The sequence below is a fragment of the Mycobacterium sp. TY814 genome (assembly GCF_030755175.1).
In the GTDB taxonomy this organism is placed as follows: Bacteria; Actinomycetota; Actinomycetes; order Mycobacteriales; family Mycobacteriaceae; genus Mycobacterium.
Genome location: NZ_JAUFRY010000001.1, coordinates 2,408,142 through 2,424,731 on the forward strand (window position 1 = coordinate 2,408,142; position 16,590 = coordinate 2,424,731).

The 16,590-nt window shown below is 68.0% G+C and carries 13 protein-coding genes; 7 read left to right on the forward strand and 6 right to left on the reverse strand.

Going from position 1 to position 16,590, the window contains the following annotated elements; all coding sequences use genetic code 11:
- Window positions 1-114: 114 nt before the first annotated feature.
- Both QXH22_RS10680 and QXH22_RS10685 read right to left on the reverse strand, forming a co-directional pair.
- On the reverse strand, window positions 115-2,271 hold the full coding sequence (locus QXH22_RS10680; protein WP_306275548.1) for a hypothetical protein: 2,157 nt from the start codon (window positions 2,269-2,271) through the stop codon (window positions 115-117).
- A 157-nt stretch (window positions 2,272-2,428) separates the two neighbouring features.
- Entirely contained in the window at window positions 2,429-3,067 is a 639-nt protein-coding gene (locus tag QXH22_RS10685; RefSeq protein WP_306275549.1) for a cutinase family protein, read from the reverse strand.
- Window positions 3,068-3,138: 71 nt separating this feature from the next.
- On the opposite strand from QXH22_RS10685, the gene QXH22_RS10690 reads away from it, so the two are divergent.
- From QXH22_RS10690 to QXH22_RS10700, 3 genes are all read left to right on the forward strand, one after another.
- The gene (locus tag QXH22_RS10690) at window positions 3,139-3,900 is read left to right on the forward strand and encodes a S9 family peptidase (protein ID WP_306275550.1); all 762 of its coding nucleotides are present in this window, start codon (window positions 3,139-3,141) and stop codon (window positions 3,898-3,900) included.
- Window positions 3,901-3,966: 66 nt separating this feature from the next.
- On the forward strand, window positions 3,967-4,575 hold the full coding sequence (locus tag QXH22_RS10695; RefSeq protein WP_306242950.1) for a TetR/AcrR family transcriptional regulator: 609 nt from the start codon (window positions 3,967-3,969) through the stop codon (window positions 4,573-4,575).
- Window positions 4,576-4,613: 38 nt separating this feature from the next.
- The gene (locus QXH22_RS10700; RefSeq protein WP_306275551.1) at window positions 4,614-6,494 is read left to right on the forward strand and encodes a S9 family peptidase; all 1,881 of its coding nucleotides are present in this window, start codon (window positions 4,614-4,616) and stop codon (window positions 6,492-6,494) included.
- On the opposite strand, the gene QXH22_RS10705 is transcribed toward QXH22_RS10700, so the two are convergent.
- The 4 genes from QXH22_RS10705 to QXH22_RS10720 all read right to left on the reverse strand — a co-directional run bounded on the left by QXH22_RS10705 (window position 6,491) and on the right by QXH22_RS10720 (window position 10,795).
- Entirely contained in the window at window positions 6,491-7,588 is a 1,098-nt protein-coding gene (locus tag QXH22_RS10705; RefSeq protein ID WP_306275552.1) for a helix-turn-helix transcriptional regulator, read from the reverse strand. The genes QXH22_RS10700 and QXH22_RS10705 overlap by 4 nt on opposite strands.
- Window positions 7,540-9,102 (reverse strand): AAA family ATPase, encoded by a 1,563-nt coding sequence (locus QXH22_RS10710; protein WP_306275553.1) that lies wholly within the window; start codon window positions 9,100-9,102, stop codon window positions 7,540-7,542. The genes QXH22_RS10705 and QXH22_RS10710 overlap by 49 nt, the downstream gene beginning before the upstream one ends.
- A 112-nt stretch (window positions 9,103-9,214) precedes the next feature.
- Window positions 9,215-10,594 (reverse strand): cytochrome P450, encoded by a 1,380-nt coding sequence (locus tag QXH22_RS10715; RefSeq protein WP_306275554.1) that lies wholly within the window; start codon window positions 10,592-10,594, stop codon window positions 9,215-9,217.
- Window positions 10,595-10,606: 12 nt separating this feature from the next.
- Window positions 10,607-10,795, reverse strand: coding sequence for a hypothetical protein (locus QXH22_RS10720; protein WP_306242958.1), 189 nt, complete (start codon window positions 10,793-10,795; stop codon window positions 10,607-10,609).
- Between the two features lie 117 nt (window positions 10,796-10,912).
- On the opposite strand from QXH22_RS10720, the gene QXH22_RS10725 reads away from it, so the two are divergent.
- The 4 genes from QXH22_RS10725 to QXH22_RS10735 all read left to right on the forward strand — a co-directional run bounded on the left by QXH22_RS10725 (window position 10,913) and on the right by QXH22_RS10735 (window position 16,527).
- Complete coding sequence (locus tag QXH22_RS10725) at window positions 10,913-11,938, forward strand: AbrB family transcriptional regulator (RefSeq protein ID WP_306275555.1); 1,026 nt, start codon at window positions 10,913-10,915, stop codon at window positions 11,936-11,938.
- 11 nt (window positions 11,939-11,949) lie between these two features.
- A complete protein-coding gene (locus tag QXH22_RS30465) occupies window positions 11,950-12,132 on the forward strand; it encodes a hypothetical protein (RefSeq protein ID WP_371934181.1) in 183 nt (60 codons plus the stop codon).
- Window positions 12,133-12,243: 111 nt separating this feature from the next.
- Complete coding sequence (locus QXH22_RS10730; RefSeq protein WP_306275556.1) at window positions 12,244-13,227, forward strand: TauD/TfdA family dioxygenase; 984 nt, start codon at window positions 12,244-12,246, stop codon at window positions 13,225-13,227.
- Window positions 13,228-13,299: 72 nt separating this feature from the next.
- On the forward strand, window positions 13,300-16,527 hold the full coding sequence (locus tag QXH22_RS10735; RefSeq protein WP_306275558.1) for an MMPL family transporter: 3,228 nt from the start codon (window positions 13,300-13,302) through the stop codon (window positions 16,525-16,527).
- Window positions 16,528-16,590: the final 63 nt, after the last annotated feature.

Below are 16,590 nucleotides of genomic sequence, written 5' to 3' on the forward strand. Positions count from 1 at the left end.
GCAGCACGTCAAGCAATTGATCTTTCTGCGGATCAGACGTTCGCGCAGATGACTTCGGGAGGGTTGCCAAGCTCCGGCCACTCAGCGCCAGGCAGCCCTGATAGCCGGCCCCGGCTAGCTCTTTCCGCCGCCGGAGCTACCGCTGGAGCTGCTGCCGCCGATGGAGCTGCTGCCGCCACCGCCCAGCGAACCACCACCAAACGAGCCACCACCAAAACCACCGCCAAACGAGCCGCCACCCAACGAGCCGCCGCCCAACGTGCCGCCGCCGCCCAACGAGCCGCCGCCCAGCGAGCCACCGCCCAACGAGCCGCCGCCCAACGAGCCACCACCCAACGAGCCACCACCGCCCAACGAGCCGCCGCCCAGCGAGCCACCACCGCCGCCCAGGGAGCCACTGTCACCACCCGGTGCGCCACCGCCGGTAAGCGAACCACCGCCGGTGACAGACGCGCCGGCTCCGGGGATCCCGGCACTTCCGCCGCCGGTGATGCCGGGGATCCCGGCACTGCCCCCGCCAGTGGTCAGAGGCTCCTGTGCCGGAACGCTCAGTGAGCCTGGCAACTGGGGCGCCGCCGGCGGCACGTCCTGCCCCGGTACGCCAAGGCCAGGTGACGCGGGAACCGGCGGCGTTTCCAGACCCGGGAGACCGGGGACCGCCGGAGCATCAGGTGCTGGAACATTCACGGGCAGTTGAGGTTCGGGGACGCGAACCGGCGGCGGAGCCACCGGAACAGGCCTGGGCGGCTGCGATACCGGAACATATGTCGGCGGCTGGGTCACCGGAACCGGCGTTGGCGCCTGGGTCACCGGAACCGTCGTCGGGGCCTGGGTCACCGGAACCGTCGGCTGCGTCACCGGAACCGTCGTCGGAGACTGCGTCACCGGAACCGTCGGCTGCGTCACCGGAACCGTCGTCGGAGACTGCGTCACGGGAACCGTCGTGGGGGGCTGCGACGTCACCGGAACCGTTGTGGGGGGTGGCGATGTCACCGGAACCGTGGTCGGCAGTTGGCGCGGAGGCACGGTCGGGGCCGTACTGGGCGGCTGCACCACCGGCAACGGCAGCAGTATCGGGTAGTTGGGGTAATCGACGTCCGGCGTCCGGGGCGGCACGGGATTCGGCATCAGAACGGGCAACGCAAGAAGTGCGGGCGCCACCCCTGGCGAGTCTGCGGGCACCACCGCAGGAGGCGAGGGCAAGAGAGCGTCAGTGGAAGGCAGTTGCGCCGTCGGACCCGAGGGGCGCATCGCCGTCGGTCGTGGAGCCGCCGCGACGGCCGCCGGCGCCAGAGGCACCAGCGGCGCCTGCACGAGGCGATTCTGGCCCGGAATGTGCTGCAGACCCACCGCTGCCGGCCGGATACCGAGCGCCAACGAAACTTCCAGCGCCACAACAGCACTGATCACGGCCACCGCTCCGACGCTGCCCATCATCACAAACGGCCTGCGTTGCGGCAACGTCTCGTCCAGACCATCTTCATCGGTGGTCCCCAGCACCGTCGTCGGCGCGTCCGCCTCGTCATCGGGTGCGACGCTATAGGCGATGCGCTCCAACGTCACCGCATCAGGGTCCGCCTCCACCGCATCGGGGACCCGCGCGTAGGCGAAGGAGTCGGTGGCCAAGGCGTACAGCGATGTGTCGACAGAGGCCAGGGCGGCACCCCGGGCCAGCGCGGTCTCCGGCTCTTCGGGCACGATCACCGCAAGCGGCGTCACCGTCTCGAGTTTCAGTTTGATCAGCCCGATATCCACACCCGAACCTATGAGGAAGATGCCATCCGGCCGGGTGTCGAGTGTCTCGGCCCACGCGATCAACTCGGTCGGTGTGGTGATGGCGCCGACACCGTGCAGCGGCTCGCTCCGGATGTCGGCGATCGCCGCTTGATCGGTGTCGATCACGCCCAGGGTCGCACTGTCGGATTCGACGAACAGCACCGCCATGTGCTCACTGTTGATCGCCTGCGCGACCGCTTGAGCCAGGGTCGTCGCGGCGACGAACGGCGGGGTGAGGGTGACGTTGTCGAGGTCGCACACGGCCAGCGCATCGTCCAGCGCGCGAGCGTCTGACTCGTCCGTCCAGGTCACGCCGACCGATGCCACCCGGTTGCCGGACGCAGCCGCGGCTTCGTAGGCATCCAAGATCGCCGCCACCACATGGTCGGTTGCTGAGCCGACACTCACGTCCACCGCGAGCTCACGCTCCTCGATGGTGACGCCATCGGCGTTTTGCCCTTCGACCAGCACCATACGAACGGTTGCAGGTGTCATCGATAGCCCGATTACGATGTCCACTTTTTCTCCAAATGCGTTAGCCGGCGAGTCCCGGTCCCAGTCGTGTCAACCGCGACACTCGCAGATCAAAAATATCACCGCATCGGATTCATCGCCGTACCCAGAAGTTAGGTTTTAGCTGAGAATTCAGGCGCTAAAGCCGGCCGGCCACAAAGCCGGCAGCCTGATCGACCAGCCCGGAGTCTATGTAGGACGGCTGCAGATGCGACGGCCAATTCGTCCCTCTGCCACAGATGGGGTCGCCGGGCGCGCACTGGTCGATCGTCTTTCCCGCGAAGGCCGGTGACAGTCCACGGGTGCCGTTGCCGAACAACGCGACCGCCGCGACATGCTGGTCCACGCCCGGCGGCAAGGGGTTGGTGAACCCGAACAGCGGTCGCCCGCCGGTCACCAGGTCGGCCACCTCGGCTCCGAGCGAGTAGCCACCGAGTACCAGTCGGGTGTTGGGACAGTCTCTGGCCATGGATTGGACGTGGGCACTCATATCGTTGGCGCCGCTGCCGGTGGTGATGTTGGCCGGATAGTTCACCCCGTAGACGCCGACCGACAAGCGCGTCTTGCCCCGCAACGAATTGACCAGCGCATCGCCGACAGCACCGACGCCGGGTGGTTCCTCGCGGCCGCGGGCGAAAACCACCTCGACGTCCGGGCAGGCCGCCGATGCAGTTGCCTGCAACGGCGCCGGGGCGATGGTCAATCCGAAACCCAGCAGGATGGCGGTCACCAGGCCGAGGGCAGCATGCGCGCCTGGCGTTGTCGCGACAAGCCTCATGACGCGATGCTACGGATCTGGCCGACTATGCGTCGAACCGCTCGGGACAGCGGCCGTGTTAGATCTCCTGCATGGGCGAACGTGTGACGTTCCAAAGTTCGACGGGGCCGAACCTGGCGGGAATCATCGATGTGCCGGAGGGCGAGGTGCGTGGCTGGGGAGTATTCGCGCACGGCTTCACTCTCGGCAAGGAGTCGCCTGCCGCCGCCCGGATCTGCAAGCAGCTGGCCGCCGACGGGATCGGCATGCTGCGCTTCGATGCGCTGGGTCTCAGTGGCTCAGAAGGAGATTGGGGCGACGGGTCGTTCACCGTCAAGGTCGACGACATCGTCAAGGCGTGCGAGTTCATGGCCGAGCGCGGAACGCCGGCCGACATTCTGGTCGGTCATTCGTGGGGCGGCGCCGCCGCACTCGCCGCCGCCCGGCAATCGCCGGGGGTGCGGGCGGTCGTCACGGTCGCCGCGCCCATCGACCCGAGTCACGTCGAAAAGCATTACGACGCAGTGGTTGACCGCTGCCTGTCCGAGGGCAGTGCCGAGTGGATGGTCGGCGGGCGAACGCTGACCCTGAAGCGGGCATTCGTCGAGGACGTCCGCGCGGCGCACCTGCACGACAAGATCAAGGGTCTGCGGTTGCCGCTGTTGATCCTGCACTCTCCCACCGACAACACGGTCGGCATCGCAAACGCCACCGAGATCTTCCGCTTGGCGCGCCACCCGCGCAGCTTCGTCTCGCTGGAAGGCTCCGACCACCTGCTCACCGCGCGGGGTCAGGCTCGCCGGGCCGCCCGCATCATCGGCGCGTGGGCCGACGCGTACCTCGACGACGACTAAAACTTGACTCGCCCTGTCACTTAGTGACACATTGGTGCTGTCACTAAGTGACAGGGGGTGGAGGACATGGCGCACGGCGAGGCCCGGCTACAGGTATCGCGCCACGCCTGCGAATTGTTCTGGCAGCACGGGGTGTCAGGGACGACCGGTGACGACATCGCCGCCGCCGCAGGACTTTCCACCCGGACGATCTGGAGGTACTTCCGGTCGAAGGAGAGCTGCGTCGAACCGGTACTCGCCAAGACGACGCACCGATTCATCGCAGTACTGGACCGGTGGCCGCCTGAGCTTTCGCTGGGCGAACACATGGCCGCCGACGCGATCGCTCACCCGTTCACCGAACAGGACATCGCCGACGAGGTGAGTGCGATGCGAATCGCCAGCATGACGGCGGCCGAACCGGCACTGCGTACGGCTTACCTGATGGTCCACGACGAACTCGAACGAGGCTTCATCCCTGTCATCGCCAAGAGACTGCGGATGCATCCCGAGGATCTCACGGTCCGGCTGTGCGCAGCGGCGGTGACGGGTGCGCTACGGGTGATCGACGAGGACGTGAGCACCGCAGTCGTAGCTCGGGGCGAAGTGATCAGCCCGCAGCAGACGCTCACGCTCATCGACCGGGCGATTCTCGACGCGACCAACGGGCGCATCGGTGGAACGACGCTCGATTAGCTCGAAATTCCCTGCAAGGCAACACAAGGAGTCGCCACATGGCACTGCCCGAACCGATCTCCGTCGAGGACTTTTTTCGCCCTCCCGTCCGCGCCGGAGCGACCATCTCGCCGGACGGAACCCGGATGGCCTACCTCGCCCCGTGGCGCAACCGACTGAACGTGTGGGTGCAACCGGTGGACGAAGGCGAGCCGGCTCGCTGCGTCACCGCTGACGAAACCCGTTCCGTACTGAGCTACGAATGGACCGACAACCCCCGCTGGCTGCTGTATCTGCAGGACCGTGGCGGAGACGAGAATTGGCACGTCTTCCGGGTCGACCTGGACGATCCCGAAGCCGCGGCCGTGGACCTCACGCCCTTCGATGGCACCAAGGCGATCTTGGAGAACCCGGGCGGACTGTCCGGCAAGGCCATCGTGCATCTGAACAAGCGCAACATCGCCCTGCTGGACGTCTACGAACTCGACATCGCCACAGGCGAACTCACCCTGCTCGCCGAGAATCCCGGGCAGGTCGCGGGATGGCTCACCGGCCGCAACGGCGCCCTCTTCGCCATGGCACTCACCGCGGCCGGTGATGTGGAAGTTCACCAATGGGACGCCGTATCGGGGTCGCTGCGGCGGATCGCGACCTATGACGGCGCCGACTACACTCTCGGCGTCTTTCCGATGGTGGCCACCCCTGACGGAACAGGACTCTGGATAGGGTCCAACGCGGGCACTGACCGCACGCGACTGGTCCGGCTTGACGTAGCCACCGGCACCGAAACCGCCGTAGACAGCCACCCGACGTATGACCTGGACTCCCGGGGCCTGGTCCTGCCCCTCGTCCCGCAACCACTGATCCAACACCGACGTACCGGCGAGCTTCTCGGCGCACGGTATCTGGGCGCGCGACAGGTCATCAGGCCGCTCGACCCACTGTTCGCCGAGGTCCTGACGAGCCTGCAGACGCTGTCCGAGGGTGAGATCGGGGCGCTGTCGTCGGACGAGAGCGGACTGCGGTGGATCGTCAGCTTCAACCACGACCGCGACCCTGGACGGACCTACTTCTATGACCATGCCACCGGCCGAATCAGGCTGCTGTTTCGGCCCTTCCCGCACCTCGACCCTGAGCAGTTGGCACCGATGACACCCGTGACGATCCTGTCGCGCGACGGACTGGACCTGCCTTCGTACCTGACGCTGCCCATCGGAGTGGAACCGAAGGGACTTCCGCTGGTGCTGCTCGTGCACGGCGGGCCGTGGGCCCGGGACTGGTGGCGGTTCGACCCGGAGGTGCAACTCCTCGCCAATCGCGGATATGCGGTGCTGCAAGTCAACTTCCGCGGCTCAACGGGATTCGGCAAGGCATTCGTCAAGGCCGCGGTCGGGGAGTTCGCGGGCAAGATGCATGACGACCTGATCGATGCGGTGAACTGGGCCGTCGCGGAAGGTTACGCGGACCCCGCCCGGGTCGCCATCTTCGGCGGCTCCTACGGCGGATACGCCGCCCTGGTCGGCGTCACCTTCACCCCGGACGTCTTCGCGGCAGCCATCGACTATGTCGGTATCTCCAGCCTGGCCAACTTCATGCGCACACTTCCGCCGAGCGCTCGGCCTCATCTGGCCAACAACTGGCACCTGTTTGTCGGCAACCCGGAAGATCCGGTGCAGGAGGCGGACATGTTGGAGCGCTCGCCGATCACCAAGGTCGAACGAATCAGGACGCCGTTGCTGGTTGCGCAGGGCGCCAACGACGTTCGCGTTGTGCAGGCCGAGTCCGACAATCTGGTGGAGGCGCTGCGGGCGCGCGGGGTCGAAGTGGAGTACCTGGTCAAAGAGGACGAGGGCCACGGTTTTCTCAACCCGGAGAACCTCATCGACTTGTACGAGGCCGTTGACCGGTTCCTCGAACAGCACCTGGGCGGTCGGGCTTAAGCCCGCGGTTTCAGCAACGCAGCGAGTTCCTCGCGGCTCGACACACCGGTCTTGGTCATCGCCCGGTAGATGTGGCCTTCGACAGTGCGTACCGACAGGGTCAGGCGCTCGGCCACCAACCGGCTGGGCAGGCCCTCCCCGAGCAGCATGACGATCTCCCGCTCACGCGAGGTGAACGGCACCGGCACGCTGGCCTGTCGAAGCGCCGGGGTGCGGGCGCCGCCGCACCGCTCGGCAAGTGCGTCGGCGCGCGTCGAGCAACTCAGCGCCGACCCCCGTAAGTCTTTGTGGCGAAACACAATCGCAGCGTGCGCGGCAGCGTCCAGCGCGGCGATGAGATCGCCCATAGCTTCGAATTCCTCTGATACCGAGGACAACTCGGACCCGTCACCTGCCGCCAGCGCAGCGGCGAGGCGAGCGGCCGCGGCGACGCGCGGACCTTGCACCGTCGACTCCAGTTCGCGCAGCCGCGCCGCCGTCGACCCCTCGCCGAATTGCGCAGCGGTCTGCAGGCACAGCACCTCCGCAGCGAATTGACCGTTGGCAGCTGCTTGTTCGGCCGCGCGGACCGCGATCTCGACCGCTTCACTCAGGGCGCCCTGGCAGGCGCAGACCCACGCTCGCGCCAGGTCAGCCTCGTAGTCGACGAATCTCCAGCTTCGATGACGCTCGGCTTCCACGGCACTCAGTGCGGCCGACGCTTCGCCGGCCAGACCGCACATGGCCAGTGTGACGGTGAGGGGAATCAGATAGCGATAGCGAAAACCGTTGGAGTCGCCGCTGAAAAGCTCGACGACGGTCTGCAAGAGGCGACGTGCTTCATCCAGGCGGCCGGATGCCGCGGCGGCCCGGCCCACGATCGCGGCACCCAGCAGCTGGGCCACGCCCGGAACGTTTACGGTCTGCTCACGCTCGTGTTCGGCCAAGGCAGTGGCCTGCGACAGGTGACCGCTGAGCAGGCGGGCCCCGAGATGACGGTCGGCGATGATGAGCCTCATGTGGGCAGCGGTGGCGGTGCGCTGCACGCACGCATAACCCACTTCGGCTATCCGGTCCGCCTCGCCGGCGTGGCCCGCATCCCCGTGTGCGACCACCAGCGCCCACGCCGCGGCCGAACTGATGATGCCGGGCAGGCGCGCTCCAAGTCGACGCCATCGCCCTGCGCTATCGCCTTGTCGGGCTGCGCCATCGACGCCCAGTAGACGGTCAGATAGGCATCGCTCCAGCTACGGGTCAACGCCGTACCCAGGTGTGCGGCTTCCTCGAACAGCTGGCGGGCGCCGTCCGGATCGGCCAGCCCCCACAGCTTGTTGAAGCCCCGATGGCCGAGCAGGTACACGCGATCCTCTTCCGCGAGACCGTCGGTCGGTGTCGCGGCCACCGCGGCATCGGCCTCCGCACCGCGTCCCTGCCACGCCAGGGCGAAGGAGCGGATGTTGTAGGCCGCCACGCCACAACCGGCGCGAATTGCGGCTGCCGCCAACCGATCCGCCAGCGGAGCATCGGCCAGGAACATCGCCCCTTCCGCGGCTCGCAGAAGTAGTTCCGCGTCCGGCGCGAGATCGGAGTCGACGCTCAACACGGCGCGCCGCACCACCGTTCGCACCTCGTCACGGTCGTCAGACGCGGCCAGCTCCGTAGCGACCCGGCCCCGCAGCCGTCGCAGCCGGGTAGCTGCGGCCCGCGAGCGACGCAGTTCGCCGTACAGCGGATGAGCGAGCCGGACTTCCACACCCCCGTCGACCGGACCGATCGCGATCAATCCCCGTACGTCGGCCTCCTCGATGGCCGCCGCATCCACTAACCGCGACAGGGACTTCAGCTCCAGTGGCTCCCCCACCGCCAGCGTGTCCACCACATCGCCAACGGCACCGGGCAATGCACCCATGCGTGACTCGATCAACTCGGCCAGACTCGGCGGCACCACCGGGTCGCCCGTCCATCGCCAGTAGCCACCGTGTTGCGCCAATCGTCCGTCGGCCAGTTCCGTCTCGACGATGTTGCGCAGATAGAGCACGTTGCCGCGGGTCAGCTTCCAAAGGCGGTGTGAGACATCCGGATCCACGGGACCGTTCAATGCCGCAGATAACAGCCTGGCCGTCTCGTCGGCCGACAACGGCTGCAGATCGAGTCGTTCGAACTCGGATCCCCACACCTCCTGCAGCGCGGCAGGCACCGGCTCACCGCTGCGGATCGTCAGCACCAGTTTGGCCGACCGGCGCGCGACAATCTGTTGCAGCACGAACACCGACAAGTCATCGAGCAGGTGCGCGTCGTCGACGACGATGACCACCGCAGCGCGTTCCGGTGTCGCCGTCAGCGCCTCGATCATGTCGCGGACGAGGTGCACCAGCTGCCCGTCGCCCGGCTCGGGCAGCCGCGCCCAGGCAGCGAAGGCCCCCAACGGAAGCGATCGCGCCGACGCGCTGGCGACCGCCCGCCGGGTGACGCACCCACGAAGCCCGGTGAGTGAGTCACCGGCGAGCCGACTCTTTCCGACGCCGGGCGCACCGCAGACCAGGACCCCCGGGGTGCGCGGATCGGAAATCGCGGACTGGATGACCGCGACCTCCTGTGCCCGGCCGGTCAGCGGCCAACTCAGACGCACCCGGTTAGCCTAGGAGAGTCGGCACCTGCGCACAGCGGAACAGCCGACACGCCCTACAGGTCACCTGATCGACTCCCCGAAGTCGGCACCCTGTTGCAGGGAATAACGCATTTCACACACGGCTGCGAACGGCGACTTCGGCGTAAATGGGTGCGGCGGCCACCACTGTGAACGGCGTTGCCAACGGGAAGTCATCGCCTATCGACTCGATTCGCGCCGCGCGAATGATCGTGGCCAGTGCCAGGGTCGCCTCGAGCATCGCGAAGTGGTCGCCGATGCACGAGCGCGGTCCACCGCCGAACGGCAGATATTGCCAACGGCTGCGGCCCTTGGAGCGTTCGGGCAGGAACCGATCGGGGTCGAATGTCAGCGGATCGTCCCACAACTGCGGATCGCGGTGCAGGGCATAGAAGTCGACCACCGCGACGGTGCCGGCCTCGATCCGGTAACCGTCGACGGCCAGGTCCGTGTTGAGCCGCCGCGGTGTTCCCGCGGCAGGCGGACAGAGCCGCAACGCCTCGTGGAGCACCCGCACGGTGTAGCCGAGCTGGGGCACGTCTTCGGGACGCAGCGGCCGGTGCCCCAGCGCCGTCACTTCGGCAAGGACCTGCTCTTGGAGGTCCGGATGGTGACCCAGCGCCCATAACGCGTAGGTCAGGGTGGTGGAGGTGGTGTCGTGCCCGGCGAGCATGAACAGCACCAGCTCATGGCAGATCTCGGCGTCGCAGAGCCGGCGCCCGGTGGCCGGATCGGTCGCGGCAACCAGCGCGCGTACCAGTGGTGCATCGAGCGAAGGATCGGCACGAACGGCACCGAGGATCTCGGCGGCGAGCCGGTGCAGGTAGGCGTTGGCGGCACGCGCCCGCCGCTGACCAGCGGTGGGCAACCAGTGCGGCAGATTGACCGGCCTCGCTGCGCGGTCGGCAGCCCACCCGAGTGCGTCGCGCAACGCCGGGCCGATGGCGTCGGCCCGGTTGTCGAGATCCAGGCCCAGCACCGAGCGCCCGAGCGCCCGCAACGTCAGTACCCGGCACTCGGCGTCCAGGTCGACCGTCTTGGCGTCGGCCCAGCGGTCGACCACCGACTGTGCTGCCGCTGCCATGTGCCCGGCGTAGCGTGCCACGTGGTGTTTGGTGAACATCGGCTGCAGGGTGCGGCGCCGCGGCAACCAGCGCTGGTGGGGCAGGTTCAACAGGTTGCCGCCCATCAGCCGGTACATCTGCAGCATGGCGGGCGTGGGACCCCGGTCGGCGATCTCGTCGGTGCGGCCCAGCACGTCGCGGGCGCCCTGGGGTGAGGCGATCACCACTATGGTCGGGACCAGCCATCGCGGTCCCAACGCGATTCGGGTCACAGGCCCGCCCGCGTCGATGAGCTGCTGGATACCGTCGATGTAGGAGCGCACCGCCTGCATCTGCTTTCGGTAGGGCAACGGATTCCTCGGGGCCTGGGGCAAGGCCGCGAGGTCCGCCTGTTCGATAGCCAGGGTCATAGTGGGGCTCCTTTACTTCTGCAGGGCAACAAGTTTCGCTTCGGCGACCCGATAGAAACCGTCGAGAAAGGCGTTCTCGACGCCGACGTACTCGCAGATCACCTCCGGCGCCACACCGGCGTCACGCAGCCGCAGCGCCAACGAGTACGGCAACGGCAACCTGCGTAGTGCCCGCTCACGCTCGGTGAGTTCCTCGGCCATCGGCCCAGCGTGCGCCGGTGGCGGCGGCCCGGATTGAGTAGGCCGGTACCTAACTTGAACGGCACCCTGTACTGCGTTTCAAGAATCCGCCAAGGCGCCTGCTGAACGCTCTGCACCATGAACCCGATTGACCTTCTCTTCGTGGCCATTGCCTGCGGGGCCTTCGCCTGGTCGATGGCGCGGTATGCGCCCAAAGCCGTGCCGGGAATCGGCCTGGCCGCACAGGGCGTGCTCGGCGTGTACACCGGGCTGATGGTGCGCGACATCTCGTTCGCCGCACTGGGCTCGCACTGGCCGATCGTCGTCGCGGTCGCCGTCAGCACCCTGGTCCTCAGCGTCGCGGGCGGTGCGTTACTCGGCCTGCACCGCGACATCACGCCGCTGACCGGCGGCCTCGCGCTGGTGGCCGGAGGCTCAGCCGGACTGGTCGCCATCGCCCGCGAACTCGGCGGAGACGACCGGGTCGTCGCGGCAGTCCAATATCTGCGCGTTGCCCTGATCACCGCCGCCATGCCCGTCGTCGCCACGGCGTTCTACCACAGCACTCCGTCCCACGCCGCCCAGGTCACCGAGAGCGGTTCTCTGCCTTGGTATGTCACGCTTCCGCTGATCGCCTCGATCGTGCTGGTCGGCGCGGTGGCCGGTCGCCGACTGCGGTTGCCCGGCGGTGGGCTGATCGGCCCGATGGTGATCACCATCGGCCTGGAGTTCGCCGGCCTGGCCAAGGGACTCGCGGTTCCGATGCTGTTGTTCCAGGCCGGAATCGTGTTGATCGTGCTGCAGACGGTCTTGGCGCTGGACCGGGAGTCGCTGCGGGCGATTCGCCGGATCCTGCCCGGCGCGTTCGCCCTGATCATGGTCCTGAATGTCGCCGCGGCCGGCCTCGGCGTGGTGCTCGCCCACTCGGCCGGCCTGAGCATGCTCGACGGGTACCTGGCCACCAGCCCCGGTGGGGTTTACGCGGTGCTCGGCACCGCCGCAGGTTCGGGCTCCAACGTGACGTTCGTGATGGCGTCCCAGGTCATTCGGGTGGTGCTGATGTTGGTCGCCGCACCGTTCGTGGCCAAGATGTTCATCCGCTTCACGCCGCACCGCGCCCCCGCGGCCCGGGTGCGCCCCGAACTGGTCCCCGTCACCGCTTGATCAGGGCGTCGGTGAGCGCCCCGGTGATGAAGGTGCGCGCCGGGACGTCGCACCCGATAGCCGAGGACCCCGCCGCGCAGGTCGAGTTGGCAAGAGCGGAAGCAGAACTCCGTTCCGCGCGAGCACTTGTCCTCGACGAGGCCAGGCCAACGCGTCTTTTTCAGTCCGGCTGCCCTGAAGCGCTACGCCGCTGACCGCTTCCAGATCGCCCAGCCGAGCTGGCTCGTCTAACTCCAAGAATTTCTCAAGCGACTCTCGCCAAGCTCATAGAAACGCATCTCGGCCGGACGAGAGGGGATGAAGAGATGCTCACATCGAATGGCACACAGCAGCAGGTAAGCCGGCGGCGGCCGATCGCCGCACCGACGGTGTGGGATCACGCCGGCTTGGACGCCTGGGACTACATGATCGCCGTCGAGCCGCAGCACGCCGCGGCCTGCCTGCGCATCCGCGACCGGCTGCGCCGTCGCGGCCGGCGCCTGCAAACCATTGTGGCATCGGACTTTCAGGAGCCCGAGCTGGTGGAGATCGCCGGCGGGATCCGGCACTGCCTGCGCCTGGGCCCGGGGTTCTGCGTGCTGCGCGGCCTGCCGCTGCAGGACTGGTCGGACGAGGAAGCCTCGATGCTGTACTGGGGCCCGGGCACCTATCTGGGCGGCCCGCAACCGCAGAACCGCCAGGGCGACCGCGTCTACCTGGTGCAGGACACCGGTCAGACGCTTGCCGAGGCGCGTGGTTCTAAAACCAACTCGGAGTTGATCTTTCACACCGACTCAGCCTGCGCCTACGCCGGCAGCCGGCCCGACGTGCTCGGCCTGCTGTGCCTGCGCAAGGCGGTGTCCGGGGGCGAGTCGGTGATGGTCAGCGGCCACACCGCGTACAACGCCCTGCTGGCGACGAATCCCGAACTGGTGGAGGAACTTTACGGCGAATTCTGCTTCGACCGCTCGCACGAGACCCAGCCGGGCGAAGACCCGTTCACATACGGCTCGGTGTTCACCGACACCCGCGAGGGTGTCCGCATCCGGTACAACCGTCTGCACATCGAACTGGGCCACTACCGCAGCGGCCGGCCCATGACCGACCGCCAGCGCCAGGCACTGGACGCTCTGGACCGGGCCCTGAACGACCCGGCTCACCACGTCGAATTCACCCTGAACCCCGGGGACGTCTTCTTCGCCGACAACCACGCGACGCTGCACAACCGCCGCAGCTTCGTCGATGCACCCGAGGCCGACGCGCGACGCTGCCTGGTCCGCCTCTGGCTGGCCGGCGAGCCGCGCAACTGACAGCAGCGGACCTTTAGAAAGCCCCAAGGCCGGCGCGACAGACTCCTGCCATCAAGGGGAAAGGCGAGGGACATGTTGAGGCACTTGGCCACCTTTACCGTGCGGCGCCCGAAGGCGGTGCTGGCGGCGGTCCTGGTTCTGCTCGGCATCAGCGTCGTGCTCGGCGGCTCGGTGTCCGACAAGCTGGGGACGGGCGGTAACACCGACCCGGCCGCGGAATCGTCGCAGGCCGAGGAGTTCCTGGACCAGCATTTCGGCACCACTTCGAACCTGGTCATCCAGCTGCTTCCGCACGAGGGCACCGTCGAGGCGCCCGATGTGGCACCGGTACGGGACCGCGTGCTGCGGCTCATCGCCTCCGAACCCAAGGCAAAGGTCACCAGGGCCTTCGGTGACGAGGGCGCCGGCGATCTGCGCAGCAAGGACGGCCGCTCCGGTCTGATCCTGGTGCACGTCGGCGGAACCGCGGACGAGGCCGCGGACACGGCCAAGCGGATCATCGCCCACCTGCCCACCGACCCGAACATCACCGTGCGCGCCGGCGGTGCGCTGGGCGTGCAGCAGGAGATCCGGGACAAGGTCAAGCACGACCTCAAGACGAGCGAAAGCATCGCCGTGCCCATCTCGCTCGCGGTGCTGGTGGTCGTGTTCGGCGGTCTCATCGCCGCGGCGCTGCCGGTGGTGGTCGGCGTCGTCTCGATCGTCTCGACCCTGTCGGTCCTGCTGCTCATGACGACGATCACCGACGTGTCCGTGCACGCCCTGACGGTCACCACCGCATTCGGGCTCGGGTTATCGATCGACTTCGGCCTGCTGATGGTGTCCCGGTTCCGGGAGGAAAGTGCCAATGGCAAGGGGCACCATCAGGCCATCATCGCCACAGTCAACACCGCCGGCCGGACCATCCTGTTCAGTGCGGCGACGGTGACGCTGGCGATGACCAGCCTGCTGGTGTTCCCCACCTACTTCCTGCGGTCGGTCGGGCTGGCCGCCACCGCCACCGTCCTGCTGTCGGCGTTCAGCGCGATTGTGGTGCTGCCGGCGCTGCTGACCCTGCTCGGCAAGCGTGTCGACTCGCTGGCCGTCATCCGCCGCAAGGTGCCGCTGTCGGCCGACTCGCTGTTCTGGCGGCGTTTCGCCGAGGTCGTCACCCGGCGCCCGCTGCTGTACGCGTTGCCGGTGGTCGCGGCGCTGCTCGCGCTGGGAGTCCCCTTCCTGCACGCCCAGTACGCCACCCCCGACGAGCGCGCCCTGCCCACTGAATCCAGTGCCCGTCTGGTGGCCGAATCGCTGCAGCACGACTTCACCCTGGATCCCTCCCAGGCGATCACGCTGGTCACCCGCAACGACGCCGACGTGCTCGCCAAGCTTGCCGCCGACGTCTCGGGCATGGACGGTGTCGTCCTGGTCAACGGCCCCATCGGCCGGTACGAGCACGGCCAGCCGGTGGGACCGACGCCGGCCGCATCCGGGGCCGGCTACGCGTTCGTCTACCTGTCGGTGCAGGCGGACTCGGACACGGCCCAGCACCTGTTGCACGACATCCGCGCGAAGATCAGCGGCCACCAGGTCGAGGTCGGCGGTCCGACCGCCACCCTGATCGACAGCCGCGCCGCGATCGCCGACCGGCTCCCCCTGGCCATCGGCTTGATTGCCGTCGCCACCTTCATCCTGCTGTTCCTGTTCACGGGCAGCGTGGTGGTGCCGGTGAAGGCGCTGCTGCTGAACCTGCTGGTGCTCAGCGCGGTGCTGGGTGTCCTGGTCTGGGTCTTCCAGGACGGCCACCTGGCGGGGCTGCTGGGATTCACACCGGCGCCGCTGAACCCGTCGATGGTGGTCCTGCTCTGCGCCATCGCCTTCAGCTTGTCCGTGGACTACGAGATCTTCCTGCTCAGCCGGATCAAGGAGGCCCGCGACTCGGGCTTGTCGAACGACGCGTCGACCGTCATCGGGCTGGGCCGGGTGGGCCGGATCGTGACCAGCGCCGCGCTGCTGCTGACCATCACCCTGATCTCGTTCGCCAACGGATTGTCGTTCATGAAGATGTTCGGCATCGGCACGGCGCTGGCCGTCGTCATCGACGCGACGATCATCCGCGGCGTCGTCGTGCCGGCATTCCTGCGGGTTGCCGGTGACCTGAACTGGTGGGCGCCGCGACCGCTGCGCTGGTTGCACTCTCGCATCGGCATCAGCGAAACCCCTGCCCCAGAGGACACTCCGGCGCACGTCCCAGGGGACACCCCGGAAGCCGCAGCAGCGGCGCCGGCCGAAGACCTCGCCGTCGCGGCCGCGCTCCAAGCGGCCGGGGAACACGTCTCGGCCGGGCCGTCGACCGTGCCATCGACTGAGGTCGAAGTCATCCCCGGTGCGCACTTGGTGGCCAACGTCAACGGCACCGTCATCGTGGTGGCCCACCGCGAGCGGACGGCGCTCACCGAGAACTCCGTCGCCGCGCAGCAATTGGCGGCCCTCTCCGAGATGGTCCGGCGGACCGACCCGGAGAAGCTGGTCAGCGCCTTCGCCAAGCTCTCCCGCCAGCCCTGGACCCACACCCTGGTCGACGTCGGCATCGTCACGCCCACGTCGGCCGGCCTGGAAATCCTGCTCTGCGGCAGCATCACCGTCGTGCTCGACGAGGGCGACGACCGGACGCTGCTGCACGGCCGCGGTCGCCTGGTGCACTACTCGGTGCCGATGCCCGCGGTGGCCGCCGTCATCGCCGTCGACGGATTGGGGCAGCGCTCGCGCGCGGGTGTCCAGCCGAACGGCGTGTACCGGATCGCCGACGGCACGGTGCCGGGCGACGGAGCCATCCTGCGTCCGACGCAGGCCGGGTATGCGCCGTCGGTGGCTTCGCCGCAGACCAAGCGGTGGGCCGTCCTTGAAGACGGTTCCCGTTTCGAGATCAACCGCGACTGCGTCATCGGCCGTGACCCGCACGGGTCGGCCGCCGCGCAGCGCGGGCTGCGCCCGGTGACGCTGGAGGATCCGGCCGGCCTGTTGTCCCGGGCCCACGTGGAGGTCTGCATACTCGGCGGCGAGGTCATCGTCGTCGACCGCGGCTCCACCAACGGCGTGTACGTCCGCGAGCCGGGGCAGCCCGGGTGGACCCGGATCACCCCGTGGGAACAGGTGATATGGCGGCCCGACTCCTACATCCAGATCGGTGGCCGGATCCTTCGGCTACACGACGGAACCGTCCCGGTTTCCGGGCGTGGACCGCGCGTCGCGATGCATCATCACGTGTCGCGGGAGCCGCTTCCCGGCCGCGCGTCCGCAGCGGTCTCCCGGAAGGGTTAGCATGGTCTAGGTCAATCGGGCTTGGATCACGCGACGCTACGCTCGACGGGGGAGTCGAGTCGA

What these genes read in the sequence shown, in the direction of transcription:
- QXH22_RS10715 (WP_306275554.1), bottom strand. Translation starts at nt 10,594, where the DNA reads ATGACCCTGGCTATCGAACAGGCGGACCTCGCGGCCTTGCCCCAGGCC.
- QXH22_RS10690 (WP_306275550.1), top strand. Translation starts at nt 3,139, where the DNA reads ATGGGCGAACGTGTGACGTTCCAAAGTTCGACGGGGCCGAACCTGGCG.
- QXH22_RS10730 (WP_306275556.1), top strand. Translation starts at nt 12,244, where the DNA reads ATGCTCACATCGAATGGCACACAGCAGCAGGTAAGCCGGCGGCGGCCG.
- QXH22_RS10735 (WP_306275558.1), top strand. Translation starts at nt 13,300, where the DNA reads ATGTTGAGGCACTTGGCCACCTTTACCGTGCGGCGCCCGAAGGCGGTG.
- QXH22_RS10725 (WP_306275555.1), top strand. Translation starts at nt 10,913, where the DNA reads ATGAACCCGATTGACCTTCTCTTCGTGGCCATTGCCTGCGGGGCCTTC.
- QXH22_RS10700 (WP_306275551.1), top strand. Translation starts at nt 4,614, where the DNA reads ATGGCACTGCCCGAACCGATCTCCGTCGAGGACTTTTTTCGCCCTCCC.
- QXH22_RS10695 (WP_306242950.1), top strand. Translation starts at nt 3,967, where the DNA reads ATGGCGCACGGCGAGGCCCGGCTACAGGTATCGCGCCACGCCTGCGAA.
- QXH22_RS10680 (WP_306275548.1), bottom strand. Translation starts at nt 2,271, where the DNA reads ATGACACCTGCAACCGTTCGTATGGTGCTGGTCGAAGGGCAAAACGCC.
- QXH22_RS10685 (WP_306275549.1), bottom strand. Translation starts at nt 3,067, where the DNA reads ATGAGGCTTGTCGCGACAACGCCAGGCGCGCATGCTGCCCTCGGCCTG.
- QXH22_RS10720 (WP_306242958.1), bottom strand. Translation starts at nt 10,795, where the DNA reads ATGGCCGAGGAACTCACCGAGCGTGAGCGGGCACTACGCAGGTTGCCG.